11 protein-coding genes and 1 pseudogene are annotated in these 15,438 nt (G+C 45.3%); 10 read left to right on the top strand and 2 right to left on the bottom strand.

Annotated elements, in window-relative coordinates; genetic code table 11:
• The first annotated feature begins 3 nt into the window (after positions 1-3).
• The 4 genes from fliD (at position 4) to EGM68_RS23280 (ending at position 2,662) form a co-directional block, all read left to right on the top strand.
• On the top strand, positions 4-1,461 hold the full coding sequence (gene fliD / locus EGM68_RS23295) for a flagellar filament capping protein FliD (protein ID WP_090737986.1): 1,458 nt from the start codon (positions 4-6) through the stop codon (positions 1,459-1,461).
• 19 nt (positions 1,462-1,480) lie between these two features.
• Entirely contained in the window at positions 1,481-1,885 is a 405-nt protein-coding gene (gene fliS / locus EGM68_RS23290; RefSeq protein WP_013373374.1) for a flagellar export chaperone FliS, read from the top strand.
• Positions 1,878-2,213, top strand: a complete 336-nt coding sequence (locus tag EGM68_RS23285; RefSeq protein ID WP_090737988.1) for a hypothetical protein — start codon at positions 1,878-1,880, stop codon at positions 2,211-2,213. The genes fliS and EGM68_RS23285 overlap by 8 nt, the downstream gene beginning before the upstream one ends.
• A 251-nt stretch (positions 2,214-2,464) precedes the next feature.
• On the top strand, positions 2,465-2,662 hold the full coding sequence (locus EGM68_RS23280; protein ID WP_013373372.1) for a cold shock domain-containing protein: 198 nt from the start codon (positions 2,465-2,467) through the stop codon (positions 2,660-2,662).
• A 162-nt stretch (positions 2,663-2,824) separates the two neighbouring features.
• Here the strand turns inward: EGM68_RS23280 and EGM68_RS26600 are convergent.
• Positions 2,825-5,154 (bottom strand): annotated as a pseudogene (locus EGM68_RS26600) (hypothetical protein); the annotation flags it as partial.
• Positions 5,155-5,589: 435 nt separating this feature from the next.
• On the opposite strand from EGM68_RS26600, the gene hpf reads away from it, so the two are divergent.
• The 4 genes from hpf (at position 5,590) to EGM68_RS23255 (ending at position 11,645) form a co-directional block, all read left to right on the top strand.
• A complete protein-coding gene (gene hpf, locus EGM68_RS23270) occupies positions 5,590-6,150 on the top strand; it encodes a ribosome hibernation-promoting factor, HPF/YfiA family (RefSeq protein ID WP_016324800.1) in 561 nt (186 codons plus the stop codon).
• Between the two features lie 411 nt (positions 6,151-6,561).
• Positions 6,562-9,012 (top strand): preprotein translocase subunit SecA, encoded by a 2,451-nt coding sequence (gene secA, locus EGM68_RS23265; RefSeq protein ID WP_013373368.1) that lies wholly within the window; start codon positions 6,562-6,564, stop codon positions 9,010-9,012.
• A 522-nt stretch (positions 9,013-9,534) separates the two neighbouring features.
• Positions 9,535-10,648, top strand: a protein-coding gene (prfB, locus tag EGM68_RS23260; RefSeq protein ID WP_129550094.1) for a peptide chain release factor 2 whose coding sequence is annotated in 2 segments (ribosomal slippage) — positions 9,535-9,606 and positions 9,608-10,648 — 1,113 coding nt in all. Because the reading frame shifts where the segments join, the coding sequence is not laid out codon by codon here.
• A 97-nt stretch (positions 10,649-10,745) separates the two neighbouring features.
• The gene (locus EGM68_RS23255) at positions 10,746-11,645 is read left to right on the top strand and encodes a YitT family protein (protein ID WP_040102741.1); all 900 of its coding nucleotides are present in this window, start codon (positions 10,746-10,748) and stop codon (positions 11,643-11,645) included.
• Positions 11,646-11,738: 93 nt separating this feature from the next.
• Here EGM68_RS23255 and EGM68_RS23250 read toward each other — a convergent pair whose 3' ends face one another.
• The gene (locus EGM68_RS23250; RefSeq protein ID WP_043921430.1) at positions 11,739-12,626 is read right to left on the bottom strand and encodes an SMP-30/gluconolactonase/LRE family protein; all 888 of its coding nucleotides are present in this window, start codon (positions 12,624-12,626) and stop codon (positions 11,739-11,741) included.
• Positions 12,627-13,006: 380 nt separating this feature from the next.
• Here EGM68_RS23250 and argC point away from each other — a divergent pair, with 380 nt between their 5' ends.
• On the top strand, positions 13,007-14,056 hold the full coding sequence (argC, locus tag EGM68_RS23245) for an N-acetyl-gamma-glutamyl-phosphate reductase (RefSeq protein ID WP_016324796.1): 1,050 nt from the start codon (positions 13,007-13,009) through the stop codon (positions 14,054-14,056).
• A gap of 102 nt (positions 14,057-14,158) precedes the next feature.
• Positions 14,159-15,385: a bifunctional glutamate N-acetyltransferase/amino-acid acetyltransferase ArgJ gene (argJ, locus tag EGM68_RS23240; protein WP_013373362.1), complete on the top strand. Its 1,227-nt coding sequence runs from the start codon at positions 14,159-14,161 to the stop codon at positions 15,383-15,385.
• Positions 15,386-15,438 lie beyond the last annotated feature (53 nt).

The raw sequence follows: 15,438 nt of genomic DNA, 5'->3' as shown, positions 1-15,438 counted from the left end.
ATAATGCGTATTAACGGATTTTCGGGGATGGATATTGACAGTATGGTCACAAATTTAATGACTGCCAAAAAAGCACCATTAAACAAGTTGAATCAACAGAAACAAATCTTGGAATGGACACGGGACAGCTATAGAGAGTTAAACAGCAAAATTGTTGATTTCAGAACTAAGCTTTCGGAGTTTAAGTTATCACCAGCGATGAATACACAACAGGCGGTTGTATCGGGAAATACGACCGCAATCAAAGCAGACGCAAATGCTAATGCGAGCGGTGCGGCGATGGCTGTACAAGTTACAAGCCTTGCGCAGAAATCGAATATGACAAGTGAGAGTAAATTGACTAGCTCTAGTACAGATGCTACGCTAACAACAAAAATTGGAGATCTATCCACCAGTACAGGTGCTGCAGATTATACAGTCACCATTAATGGGAAATCTTTAACCTTTTCTAGCGATAAAACTATAGCTAACGTTATTAATACAATTAGTACGGATGCCGATATGAAGGTTAATGCGAGTTTTGATGAAGTATCGGGTAAATTTTCCATCACATCAAAAGATTATGGAACGAATCTTACAGATGGTTCAGGTACTTTGAAAACATTATTGGGCATGGGTACAATACAAAACGCTACAGCAGGAACAGTAAAAATTAGTACGGACGGTGGTTCAAGTTTTAAGGAATTTACCACTAATAACAATTCTCTTACTGTCAATGGTATCACGCTCACCCTTTTATCAACGAACACATCTACAGATCTTGCGAGAATTCAAACTCAAACAGATCCAGCTAAAGCGCTAGATACGATCAAAAATTTCGTTCAAAATTACAATGACTTACTCAACACCTTTAGTAAGAAAGTCAAAGAGGAAAAATACCGTGATTATCAGCCACTTACAGATGAACAAAAGAAAGACATGAAAGAGAATGATATTACACTTTGGGAACAAAAGGCTAAAAGTGGCCTTCTCAAAAACGATAATATCCTATCCTCTGCAGTCTCCTCGATGCGTTCAGTGATTACAGGAAGTCTCGGTGATCTAAGCGCAATAGGCATTACAACTGGACAATACTATGAAAATGGGAAAATATATATCAATGAGGAGAAGCTCAAGGTTGCTTTACAGAGCGACCCTCAAAAAGTCATGAATATTTTTCAGGGTAGTGCAGACGGCGCTACTCCAGGGATATACAGTAAAATCAGTGACGAAATGAACGGAACATTGGACTTACTAGCTAAGAAGGCAGGTACATCCAAGTATAGTTCTGATGTAAATAGTATATTTAAAACAGAAAGTATTATGGGCAAGCAGCTTGCGGATTACAATAAACGAATTTCTGACATGAAAAGCCGACTTAGTGATATGGAAACACGCTATTACAAACAATTCTCAGCCATGGAAGAAGCTATGAATAAATACCAATCCCAGTCGTCCAGTCTGACAAGTTTTTTACAATAGAAAGTAAAGGGTGAGTGGATTGATTACATCTCCTTATGAAAAATATCGGCAGTCTTCGGTTCAAACCTCTACTCCTTCTCAACTTGTAGTTATGTTATATGATGGAGCCATTCGCTTTGTTAAGGCGGGGCTGGTTGCTTTAGACTCTAAGGACTATCAAAAGGTTAACCTAAACCTTGGTAAAGCACAGACCATCATTAGTGAGCTTATGTCGACATTGGATCACTCCTACGATATTTCTAAAAGCTTATTTGCTCTCTACGAATACATGAATTATCTTTTAATTCAAGCCAACATAAAAAAAAGTGCAGATCCAGCCAATGAAGCTCTAGGATATCTCACCGAATTACGCGAAACCTGGGTACAGGCAAGTAAGTTGACGGCTGGCGCTGCGGATACAGCGATAGGATCCAACCATGGATGAGCTTATCGGTCAACTGGAGAACCTTACTGCTGATTTAATGAATCGACTGAATGTAACATCTTATGAAGAGATGGTGAGATTTGTTGAAAGTCGTCAGTTGCTAGTGAATGAACTAGAGGAACTTCTTAAGCTAAGTGCTGCAGACGTAGGACAGACCGATCGTATAAAGAATCTTTTAAGTAATGATACTGCCATCATAAGCAGAATGAATTTCTTAAAAGGAGAAGCAGCCGACTGGCTCCAACAGCGTAACGTGGCCAAAGTTCAGCGCAATGCCTACGAAACCGCCTATTCTTCTGATGCCATTTTGATGGATCGCCGAAAATAAAAATATTTTCCCTAACCCGTTTCACCTGTTTCAGCATACAGGGAAGCGGGTTATTACTATATTATAACCTCTATACAATCATTAAGAATTCATTGTAACGATATTCAACTGTATTAGCAGGAGAATATTGATGGCAAATAAATGTATGAAAACATTATCAATTCCAATTGACAATGGATAACTTTGGGTGGTATAGTCAAAAATGTGGGCGAGAGCTTCACTTCATTTGATGACGAAGGGAATGTTAGTGCATGCAAGGTAAAGTAAAATGGTTTAACGCAGAAAAAGGTTATGGTTTCATCGAAACGGCTGACGGCGGCGACGTATTTGTACATTTTTCCGCAATTCAAACAGAAGGCTTCAAAACACTTGAAGAAGGACAAGACGTGGAGTTCGACATCGTCGAAGGCGCACGTGGACCACAAGCCGCTAACGTAACCAAATTATAATCATCCCCGGCATAGCCGACCTACATAATTGGTAAGATGGTTAGCAATGGATAACGCGCTAGCAACTGCCCTGGAATATATTTCAGGGCTTTTTTATGTTTTCTAAATACATAAAAAGCCCCTTACCACCGGGTAAGGAGCTCAGTATAACAAAATGCTTTACTCTAGAGAACCGTCAAAGCCAGCCATCTCTACAAAAATGGTATTGGAGGAGGCAGATTGTTTCTCTACGCCTCCGTCTGGATAACGGAATTGATAGCGCAGAATGGCCTGGGCGATCAGATACGCGCGGAGTGCAGATTCGATATCGAATGAGAAGACGATAACGGCTTTGTGGTCAGGATCAAGCTGGCCTAATGGGATACCTTGGAGCAAATTAGGATGCGGAAGCGGCACTGAGTTCACGGTGACGGTTCTCAGTACAAGGAAATCTTCGGCTGAGAATGGTGCTGTGAGCAATAGCTCTTCCAATGGAGTATTTCCGATGTTTTCCACCTGGAGTGTAAAGGACAGGGTATCTTCTTGCGCGACACGCAAAGCGCTGGAGCTAAGTGTAAGTTTAGGAATAGCTGCGATGACAGTCAAATCTATGGTATTAGTTTGGATGGTTTCCTTCAGGGTCTCTCCACCACTACGACGTGAGCTATATTCGATGGTGGCCTGGTTGCTGAATGTTCCATCTGTAGGTGCTTCACGAATTTGTGCCTGGAGAGTAAGCGTAAGCGTCTCCCCTGGTGCAATATCCGGGAGTGTGATACCAGTGCCAGGATTAGCGCCTGGCTGCGTTTTATCTTGGATAGTCAGGCTGTTGGGTACATAAACAAGTCCATGCGGCAATGGGTCGGTGAACAATGGATACTGCGCTGAGATTCCTCCTTTATTTGTAATCTGAATGGTGAAGGTAAGTGTGTCTCCTACAGAGGCGTCATAGGTGTTCACCTGTTTCACCAATTCGAGCAGTGGGAATACCACTGGGATCGTCACGGTATTTGTAGTCAATGTGCCCGGTACGATTCTTCCTCCAGGCAATGTAAATGAGTAGGTAAAGGCAGCTTGATTTTCGATGTAGCCAGATGGAGGCGTCTCGGATACGGTTACTTGATAATTCAGGGTCAATGACTGACCAGGTTCCACAGATCCAAGACTAACTCCGACAGCAGGGTTGGCTTCTGCAAACGTTTGAGCGTTCAACTGGAGGCTGTCAGGAATGTAAAGGGTTCCGGCAGGGACAAAATTTTGAAAAATAACTTCTGAAGCAATGTTGCCAAAGTTATTATGGAGTACCGTGTAGGTCAGGTTTTCCCCTGCTTGGGCCTCCTTATGGTCTGTGGAGATGTTTGCGGCAAGCTTTGGACAGAAGTTTGGAAACTCACGATAAATGTATTTCCAGGTGCGACATTTCCAATGGCAATTCCAGCAGTTGGCGAGGCGTTAGGGAAAGGTACACCGTCGATAAGGACACTACCCGGAACGAAGGAAGTACCTGCTGGGATTGTATCGGTCACAACGGTATCTGTGACGGAATCCACACCGTTATTCGTAATGCTTAGTGTATATCTGATCGTATCTCCAACTACAGCAGCTGCCAGACTGGATGTTTTAGTCACCTGAATATTAGGTGCAGACACAGCGACATTAACTGTATTAGTGGTACCGAAGGTCCCCGTCGTGACCAATGTGCCGTCATCCCCGTTAATTTGGGACGCAAAAAAATTAGTCGAAAAATTGTTGGGCCCAGACAGCGCAGTTAAGTTGGATGTGGTAGGTCCAAACAACGCACGATCCCCGGTGATATCTACGTCACCCTCTTGGGCGCTAATTAACGCCCTGCCGCGCAAAGTCCCCTGTACAGGCGTGGCAAACCCGCTTATTACCACGTTGACCGAGCCAGTAGCGCTGCTGACTCCTTCACCACCTACACGCAGCGATAGGTTACGGAAGGAGAGAGACGGGTTATTGTACACCACTGCCAGCGTCCATCCAGCGTGATTGGTGTTGGTAGAATCGGGAACCGTGATGGTGCCCGTCACATTTCCGACCGTATATGCCCCTGCGCCGCCTTGAATGACCAAATTTGTTACATTTGCGGTTCACACATAGGTACTGAGACTGGTGACGTTGATCGATGTTGCAGATTCGGGACTGACTGTAGTAGATAAAGCAGGCGTCTGAAATGTGATCGGATTGCTGGCGCTGGACAATACATTGGTATTGCCGTTGGCATAGCTTCCTCCCCAAATAAGTTCAGCATATAGCACGGTACTGCCCGCAGGGAGCACAAGGAATGCCGTCGATGAGTTACTGGCAAAAGCAGAAGTCGTGCCGAATGGATATGTGCCGAAGCGAGAGGCTGTATTGGTTGTGATGAAAGCGCCAATGCTGGTCACTGTACCTGGCACCCCCGCCGAAGCAGAACGTGCCAGCCCGAGTGTATTTCCTATAAAGGTAATAGCCCCGGTCTGGTTCGTTGCATAACGCTGAATAAAAGCCATGGATTAACTTCCTACTTTCCATCTCTCCCCAATTAGCTGTCTTAGGATTTTTGCAGGGGAAGAGCCAGCTGGGCTGGGTGTAATGATCCTTTCGTATAAATTGCCTGCATGATAGTCAGGTCTTGCTTTTAGCATAGGTTCTATACCGGATTCAGTCTGACAAATAACTCCCTCCCCAGTCGATAAAATACATAGCATGAACTCGAAATAGTTGATTTGTCATGACACCAGCAGAGTAACTTTTTAAATATCTCTTCATTATTCACATATGTATGCGAGCTGAATTTAAACATGACCCTTTTCATAGAATGGCGTTATGGGAAGTGTTTTGTCGAATCATGAGGAAAATTGTAAAAAATCTTCGAAATGTTGATCTCCTTTTTTACTTGGCGTTAACATATGTGTTATACTGAAGAGGCAAAGGAGGCGTGCCCTATGAACTTAACAGTACGAGGTCAACAGATCGAGGTTACCGACGCTTTGAAGGACTACGTTGAAAAGAAATTCAGCAGACTTGAAAAGTATTTCGATGCACCCCCGACGTCTGATGGAAGTGTAACGTTAAGCACAACCAGAGATTTGCACACTGTAGAAGTAACCATTCCTTTGCCGGGGCTTGTACTCCGTGCCGAAGACGAAAGCGATGACATGTATGCATCCATTGATGCCGTGGTAGACAAGCTAGAACGGCAAATTCGCAAGCACAAGACCAAATTAAACCGAAAATTCCGGCAGGAAGGCAGTTTAAAAACCCTTTTTGTGGAAGATCCGGCTGGTGGTGTGGCTGTTGCTGAAGATGAGGATGCAGAATTGGATGAGCTGGAAGTCGTCCGCACCAAGCGTTTCTTATTGAAACCTATGGATGTGGAAGAAGCTATTCTGCAAATGAACATGATTGGACATAATTTCTTCGTATTTGCTAACATTGATAATGAAGAAGTTAACGTAGTTTACAAACGCAATGATGGTAAATACGGTCTGATCGAACGGGAATAGCCTGTAAAGCAAGAACTTATTGCATTTTAAAATGAATAGAACTTTTTGATTGAAGCATGCTTCATGGATATCAGGAAAATGATAATAACACGAGCCTTATCCTTGCGAACCTGGCGGGATAGGGCTCTTTTATATGTTTATTGTAAACATGAATGGAAATTTAAACTTAGATCGATGTAACCAATTGTGTATTTCGTGCGTCAATTGTTTTGGTATCTTTAACCGGATGCAAATCTGCAGGCTGCTTGTGTTGCGGCATGTCCTACAAACTGTTACAATTTATGCAAAGAACATCGCACGATGGGCTGGTATAGCCGGGCCTGTCAAACATATCGGGAATCAATTTCATCATGGACCCTTTCTTATTGTGAAATTGATTCTATTAATTGTTTTGCGCGAAAGGGGTAAACCATGCTAGGAATTGTCAAAAAAATTTTTGGGGATACAAATGAACGTGACGTCAAACGTTTAATGAAGACGGTTGAACTGATCAATAAAATAGAGCCTGATTTTGAGAAGCTCTCGGATGAGGAACTGAAAGCCAAGACGGCGGAGTTTAGAGAGCGGATTGAACAAGGTGCTACGGCTGAAGAAGTGCTGCCGGAAGCTTTTGCAACGGTTCGTGAAGCGTCCAAGCGGGTGCTGGGCAAACGTCACTATGACGTACAGATGCTCGGCGGTATTGCGTTGCACGAAGGAAAAATCGCCGAAATGAAAACCGGTGAAGGTAAAACACTGGTGGGAACACTGCCGGTTTATTTGAACGCTCTGTTGGGTAAAGGTGTGCACGTGGTTACAGTCAATGACTATTTGGCACAACGTGACAGCGGAGAAATGGGTCAAATTTACAATTTCTTGGGAATGACCGTAGGTCTGAACCTGGCCAATATGGATCATGCTGCCAAACAGGAAGCTTATGCTTGTGATATTACGTATGGTACAAACAATGAGTTCGGCTTCGATTATCTGCGCGATAATATGGTGCTTTACAAAGAACAGATGGTACAGCGTCCGTTGTACTTCTGTATCATTGATGAAGTGGATTCCATTCTCGTCGATGAAGCTCGTACACCATTGATCATTTCAGGACAAGCTCAAAAATCGACCGAGCTGTATTTTGCCGCTGATCGTTTTGTAAAGAGCCTGAACGTTGAAGAAGATTACACGCTGGATATTAAGGTGAAGTCAGTTGCTTTGACCGAAAACGGCGTATCCAAGGCTGAAAATTTCTTTGGTCTTGAAAACCTGTACGATCAGGAAAGTGTTACAATCAATCACCACATCGTACAAGCCTTGAAAGCTAACGCTATTATGCGTTTGGATGTGGACTATGTCGTGGCTGATGGTGAGGTTCTGATTGTCGATGAGTTTACAGGTCGTCTGATGGCTGGACGTCGTTACAGTGATGGTTTGCACCAAGCTATTGAAGCGAAGGAAAACATCATTGTCCAAAACGAAAGCATGACACTGGCGACAATTACATTCCAAAACTATTTCCGTATGTACCGCAAATTGGCGGGGATGACGGGTACAGCGAAAACAGAAGAAGAAGAATTCAAAAAAATCTACGGTCTGGAAGTGCTCCAAATTCCGACGAATAAGCCTAACCAGCGTGTAGATATGCCTGACGTAGTATACAAGAGCGTGAAAGGTAAATTCCATGCTGTGGTAGACGAAATCCTGGAGCGTAACAAAAAGAACCAACCGATATTGGTAGGTACGGTTTCTATTGAAAACTCCGAGCTTCTTTCTGAAATGTTGAAACGCAAAGGCGTTCGTCATAAAGTGCTTAACGCCAAGTATCATGCCGAAGAAGCTGAGATTATTTCTCGTGCAGGTGAAGCTGGCGCGGTTACCATCGCTACTAACATGGCTGGACGTGGTACTGACATCGTACTGGGCGAAGGCGTTGCAGAACTCGGTGGTTTGCACATCATCGGTACAGAACGTCATGAATCCCGTCGTATTGATAATCAGCTTCGCGGACGTGCAGGACGTCAGGGCGATCCAGGCTCCACGCAATTTTACTTATCGCTGGGCGATGAGTTAATGAAGCGTTTTGGTGCAGACAACGTACTGAATATGATGGAGCGCTTGGGCTTTGAGGAAGATCAACCTATCGAGAGCCGTATGATTTCACGTGCTATCGAATCAGCTCAAAAACGTGTCGAAGGGAATAACTTTGATCAGCGTAAAGTCGTTCTCCAATATGATGACGTGATGAATCAGCAACGTGCTATTATTTACAAACAACGCCGTGAGGTGCTGGAATCAGAGAACATCAAGGAAATTGTGTTCGACATGATCAAGCCTGTCATTGAGCGTGTAGTGGAAGCTCACTGTGGTGATGATATCCCTGAAAACTGGGAACTGGATGAAGTAGCAGAGTATGTGAACAACAATCTGCTTGAGGAAAACACACTTTCGCGCGACGATCTGTGGGGTAAGGAAAAAGAAGAGATGGTCGATATGATCTTCGAGAAAGTTACCAACAGATACCACAGCCGTGAAGAGATGATCGGCGAAGAAATGGTACGTGAGTTCGAGAAGGTTATCGTACTGCGTGCAGTTGACAGCAAATGGATGGATCATATTGATGCTATGGATCAATTGCGTCAAGGTATTCACTTGCGTGCTTATGGTGGTACTGATCCATTGCGTGAATACCAATTTGAAGGTTTCGAAATGTTCCATGCTATGATCGCCAGCATCCAAGAGGAAGTTGCGACATACATCATGAAAGCACAAATCGAATCCAACCAAGAGCGTCAGGCTGTCGTTGATGAAGATAAAATCTCTACGAGTGGCGAACCTGCGGCTCCTAAAAAGAAATCCGCTCCTTCGCGTCCGCGTAGAAAATAACGGATTGAAATTAAGGGATAGATCTTGATATACACTATCCCCTGCAATGCATATAATGGCAGGCGGCAGTTCAACCACTGACCGTCGGCCATTTTGTGCCATCAGGGGACGATGCTGATGTATTCAATATAGCTCTTCTGTGAGATGGTCAGGTTATGGTCAGGTTGAATATGGCGATGACTGTGCTCTCCTAGTACTTTTAAAACAATTATGACAAGTAAGCAGTTCCCTGCTTGCTTGTCAGTCAATTCCGCAGTTGATCTGGCTCACATACCAGAGCCTGTTATTTAAAAGTGGTTTGACTTTACGGCGGTTGGGAGCGAAGCGGAGGATTTGAATCTGGAGAAGCGCCAGCGTTCGCCTTTGCAGTGAGATGCCAACCTTTGAATGTGTTATTTTAATCAGGGCATCTCGCTGCAACAGCGATCGTAAGATCAAATCATTCGCGCAGCGCCTACCCACCAGCCGTAACTCACAACGCTTTTATTCCCCCTAACCCTATATTAAAAGGAGAATGACATCATGATTGATCCAAGTGTAAAACATGATTTACGAGAAATAGGCAAGAAACTAACAAACCTTAGGGGGTCTCTTTGACTTAGATCTCAAACAGGAAATGATCGCGAACTTTGAGGAAAAGATGGCAGCGCCTGATTTTTGGGACGATAACGAAAAGGCCCAAGGCGTAATTGCTGAAATGAATGCTGTGAAGTCTTCTGTGGACAGCTATGAACAGTTGCGTCAGGAATATGAAGACGCAGGTATGATGGTTGAACTGGCTGAAGAGGAAGGCGATGAAGCGCTGGTTGGAGAAGTTGAAAACAGTATCAAATCCCTGCTGAGCAAGCTGGAGGAATTTGAGCTGCAATTGCTTTTAAATCAGCCCTATGACAAACTTAATGCTATTCTGGAGCTGCACCCGGGGGCAGGCGGTACCGAGTCCCAGGACTGGGGTCAAATGCTGCTGCGTATGTATACACGCTGGGGAGAAAAACGAGGCTTCAAGGTGGAGACCCTGGATTATCTGGCAGGTGATGAAGCGGGAATTAAGAGCGTAACCCTGTTGATCAAAGGCTACAATGCCTACGGTTATCTCAAGGCGGAGAAAGGCGTACATCGGCTTGTTCGCATTTCTCCATTTGATTCCTCTGGTCGTCGACATACATCGTTCGTGTCTTGTGATGTGGTACCGGAAATTGCGGATGATGTGGATATTGAAATCCGCACGGAAGATCTTAAAATTGATACGTACCGGGCCAGCGGTGCAGGTGGTCAGCATATTAATACGACCGACTCAGCTGTTCGGATTACGCATTTGCCTACTGGTATTGTCGTGACTTGTCAAAATGAACGTTCCCAGATCAAAAACCGTGAACGTGCGATGACTATGCTTCGTTCCAAGCTCTACGAGCGCAAGATTGAAGAACAACAGCAGCAATTGGACGAAATCCGTGGTGAACAGTCCGACATTGCATGGGGTAGCCAAATTCGCTCCTACGTGTTCCATCCATACAGCATGGTTAAGGATCATCGTACCAGTGTGGAAACTGGCAATGTAGGGGCTGTTATGGATGGCGATCTCGATCCGTTCATCGATGGTTACCTGCGCAGCCAAATTAAGCTGGACGCAGAATAATTGCCTGTACGTTTTCCTACAGAACCGCAGTCCATGTGCCTGCGGCCTGTAGGAATTTTTGTGTGACGGTATTTTTTATTAAAGGAGAACATGAATGATGTCTCAATTGAATCCTCCCGCTGCCCGCCGAAGAAGGCGTAAGCCTCTGATTGCCGCCAGTGGACCAGCGCGTAACGTGACCGATGTCCTGCTGATTATACTCGGCTCCTTTATTACAGCGCTGACCTTTAACATGTTCTTGCTGCCCAACCGGATTGCATCCGGGGGTGTATCTGGCTTGTCTATCTTGGGTGAGGACCTGTTTGGCCTGGAACCGGCCTATACGCAGTGGGGAATGAATATTCCGTTATTTATAGCAGGAGTACTGCTGTTAGGAAAAAAGTATGGCTTGCGTTCCCTGCTGGGAAGCATCATGCTGCCACTATTCGTTTATGTGACGAAGGATTGGGCAGTACCGACAACCAATCCGTTGCTGGCTTCGCTGTATGGTGGAATCGGAGTAGGATTGGGTTTGGGCACTGTGTTTCGGGGCAGAGGCTCGACGGGTGGACTGGCTATTTTGGCGCAGATTATTCAAAAGTATACCGGTTTTAGCCTTTCTCTTTGTGTCATGCTCATGGATGGCACGGTAATCACGCTAGCTGGTTTCGCCCTATCGCCGGAGCGGGCCCTGTATGCATTGATTGGCTTGTTTGTAACCGGCAAAGTCATTGATGCTGTAGAAATGGGGCTGGGCTACTCCAAAGTAGCTTATATCATATCTAATCAAAAGGAAAAAATTACGCAAACGATTTTACAGGATTTGGATCGGGGTTTGACAGAGCTTGCAGGACGGGGGGGTTACACGAACGAAGAACGTCCTGTACTTATGGTTGTAGTCGGGCAAAATGAGGTAACCCGCCTCAAAACGCTCGTCCGCTTGGTAGACCCGGAAGCTTTTGTGATTATTAGTAACACACGTGAAGTATTGGGTGAAGGGTTCAAAAGGGAAGGCTAACTTAATGTGACCTTCTGAACGCTTGCTCTTAACTGAATCAATATAGAAGAGCTCACTGATGTAGTGGGCTCTTCTCTTTTCAGAACCGCTTTATCAATTCCTTTTTAGTAATAGATCAAGCCAATTTGCCGGTTGTCCTTGATTAAAATATGAGGTGGGTACTCCTTTTACCCCGGTTTTGACCATAAATAAACCACCTGCTAGTGGTTGGCTGGTATTATCGTCATCTTGAGCAGTTGTGATATACAACTCATCCAGATGTTCACCACCAAAAGCGCACGAAGTCACACGATTGACTGGAAGTAACACCTCAGCAATCACTTCTCCCTGAACAGGATGGATACGAGATACACGTTTACCGCCCCAACGCGCGATCCACAACATGCCCTCTGCATCGATGGTCATGCCATCGGGATATCCTTCACTTTCATCCAATCTAGCTACCAATTGCTTATTCCTAATAGTACCTTGTGTCACATCGTAATCGAAGGAGACCACTTCTAAGGTCGGAGTATCAATATAATACATGGTACGGTAATCTGAGCTCCAGGCTAAGCCATTAGATGTGGAAGCATTATCAATCAGTAAGGAGACATTTCCTTTTGTGCTCAGACTATACAATGCTCCTTGCGCGCGTTCGCCATTTAAACTCATTGTTCCAGCCAAAAACCGTCCTGCAGGATCGCATTTACCATCATTAAATCGATTTCCTGGCCGACCTTCCTCAGGATCGTGGATCAATACTTTGGTCCCTGTCTCTATATCCAAACAGTATAGACCGCTGATCATGGCTACGATTACTTTATTTTTAAGATAAGGTACAACTGCACTAATATGTTCGCCTACATCTATGGTACGATCTGTGCCTGTAGATGGATCGTAGATGTGCAATTGAAAGCCTTCAATATCGACCCAAAATAAACGTTGAGACTGGTGATCCCAACTAGGACCCTCGCCTAATTTGGCTTTAGCATCTATCACTATATTCGCTGTATAGGTTTCGATGTGTAACACTCCTAACGTATAGGTTTATTTTTGTACATACTCACTCTTTTTACCCTATTCAATGTTCAACGAATACATAAGTGCAGCAAATGGATAATCCGGATGAATACCAATATACAAGATAATATATAAAAGGAACGATGTTTTTTTTTATGCAAAATAGCAGACTGGATTCACAAGGGGGGCTGTCTTTTTTGGTTTCCTCAGTTAATAGCCTGTACAGCTTGTCGGTCAAAAGAATGGGCAAGAATGCATATTTTAAATTTGGAAGAATAACATGACATGAGGTGTTGTATTTATATGAATAGAGTCGTATAATAATACATATTTCATAGGGACGGAATGGAGGAAGGTCTGTGAGCAGTAAGCTAAAAGTGGCAATTGTCGGTTCCACTGGATATGGTGGGGTGGAGCTGATTCGATTTTTGGTTCATCATCCGCAGGTGGAGATTGTATCTGTTATTTCTTCGTCCAGCGCGGGTGTCCCGATTAGTGATGGGTTTCCACATCTGACGGATATTGTAATGCAGGATTTGGACGGTGTCGATATCCATGAAATTGCTGCCAAGGCTGATCTGGTTTTCACAGCTACGCCATCAGGCGTTAGTACCCAGTTAGTGCCACAGCTTCTGGATGCCGGACTGAAGGTGATTGACCTTTCCGGGGACTTTAGGCTCCGAAGCGGGGAAGTGTATGAAGCTTGGTATAAAAAGCCTGCGGCTTCACCTGAGTATCTCAAGCAAGCAGTATACGGACTCAGCGAGGTGTATGCAGAAAAGCTTGCTGGAGTTTCTTTCATTTCGAATCCAGGCTGCTATCCAACGGCAACACTATTAGGAATTATTCCTGCCTTGGAGGCGGGGTGGATCGACCATCGGTCACTGATTGTGGATGCCAAATCCGGGGTATCTGGCTCCGGTCGGGGAACAAGTCTTGTTTCGCATTATGCGGAGATGAATGAAAACTTTAAGGCTTATAAGGTCAATAAGCACCAGCATATCCCAGAGATCGAGCAGGTACTGGGTGATGTTGCGGGCGAGGATGTTACGATTACGTTTACGACACAGCTTGTGCCTATGACGCGAGGAATTATGAGTACAATCTATGTCACGTTGAAAGGTGATCATACGGATCAGGATCTCATCGGGTTATACCGGGATTATTATAAAGGTCATCCTTTTGTCCGTGTACGTGGCGAAGGTATATGGCCGGCAACGAAAGAAGTATTTGGTTCAAACTACTGCGACATCGGTTTTGCAGCAGATGCTCGTACCGGGCGTCTTACCATTATTTCTGTCATTGATAATGTTGTGAAGGGTGCCGCCGGACAGGCGATTCAGAATTTAAATTTGATGATGGGATGGGAGGAGAACCTCGGACTGGGCTTCATACCGGTATATCCGTAAGTAGCACGTAAACGCAACAGGCTACGGGGACGACAGCGAGTTGGAGAACGCAAGCGTCCAGCTGTCATGCCTCCTATATGTTGCGAACGAGGGCACATAATTATGGGCAAAGTAGGCTTTACAGTAGTACATGAGGGCAACATCGTAACTCCCCGTGGCTTTACAGCTGGGGGATTGCACTGTGGATTAAAAAATACGAATCGCAACGATATCGGCGCGATTCGCTGTGAGGTAGAGGCGACAGCTGCTGCGGTGTATACCACCAATGTGTTTCAGGCTGCACCGCTGAAGGTGACTCGCGAGAGCCTGACAGACGGTCGATTGCAGGCGATAGTAGTGAACAGCGGGAACGCCAATGCCTGTACGGGACAGCAAGGGGAGCAGGATGCTTACGCTATGCGTTCGGCCGCTGCTCATCAGCTGGGTGTGGCGGAGAGCGATGTAGCCGTTGCCTCGACTGGTGTAATTGGCGAGCATCTGAAAATGGATCGTGTGCTTGGCGGTATATCGTCACTACCTGAGCGGATGAGCGAGGCAAGCGATGGGGCGGAGCAATTTAGCCAAGCCATTCTGACAACGGATTTGGTTAAAAAGGAAGCGTGCGTGTCAGTTGAAGTGGATGGTGTGACTGTGCACATCGCCGGGGCAGCAAAGGGATCGGGTATGATTCATCCGAATATGGCAACCATGCTCGCTTTCATAACTTGTGATGCAGTCATCGGACAGACGGCCCTTCATCAACTATTAAAGCAGGCCACGGATACCAGCTTTAATATGATCACAGTCGATGGGGATACAAGCACGAACGATATGCTGATCGCTATGGCGAGCGGGCTGGCAGGCAACAGCGAGTTGCACACAGACCATCCCGATTGGGAGGCTTTTGCCGAGGCATTCACTTATATCTGCCGTGAGCTGGCGAAGGCGATTGCCCGTGATGGAGAAGGTGCTACGAAGCTGGTAGAGGTGTCTGTAAGCGGAGCGATAAGCGATGCATCTGCCCAGGCGATAGCCAAGACTGTGATCGGGTCCAGTCTGGTGAAGTCAGCCGTTTTTGGCGCAGACGCCAACTGGGGACGGATTATTGCAGCCGTCGGACGTGCCGGAGAACCGGTGAATCCGGATACGGTAGACATTCGCCTGGGGGATATTATCGTGCTAAGCCAATCAAGTCCAGTAGCTTTTGATGAAGCCGAGGCGCTTTCCTATTTACGTGGAGATACGGTGCAAATTATTGTTGATTTGCATCACGGGAATGGGACCGCTACAGCATGGGGCTGTGACCTAACCTATGATTATGTGCGGATTAATGCGGCTTATCGGACATAGATACCCGATTTAATTACGGATGGATATTTAATAGTTAATAGAAGAAGCGAGCG

The sequence above is a fragment of the Paenibacillus sp. M-152 genome (genome assembly GCF_003856555.1).
GTDB lineage: Bacteria > Bacillota > Bacilli > Paenibacillales > Paenibacillaceae > Paenibacillus > Paenibacillus polymyxa_C.
This window is presented reverse-complemented; position numbering and strand designations above follow the sequence as displayed.

Coding starts and splice junctions, on each gene's coding strand:
- argJ (WP_013373362.1), top strand. CDS start 14,159: ATGGGCAAAGTAGGCTTTACAGTAGTACATGAGGGCAACATCGTAACT.
- fliD (WP_090737986.1), top strand. CDS start 4: ATGCGTATTAACGGATTTTCGGGGATGGATATTGACAGTATGGTCACA.
- secA (WP_013373368.1), top strand. CDS start 6,562: ATGCTAGGAATTGTCAAAAAAATTTTTGGGGATACAAATGAACGTGAC.
- EGM68_RS23280 (WP_013373372.1), top strand. CDS start 2,465: ATGCAAGGTAAAGTAAAATGGTTTAACGCAGAAAAAGGTTATGGTTTC.
- hpf (WP_016324800.1), top strand. CDS start 5,590: ATGAACTTAACAGTACGAGGTCAACAGATCGAGGTTACCGACGCTTTG.
- EGM68_RS23285 (WP_090737988.1), top strand. CDS start 1,878: ATGGATGAGCTTATCGGTCAACTGGAGAACCTTACTGCTGATTTAATG.
- EGM68_RS23255 (WP_040102741.1), top strand. CDS start 10,746: ATGTCTCAATTGAATCCTCCCGCTGCCCGCCGAAGAAGGCGTAAGCCT.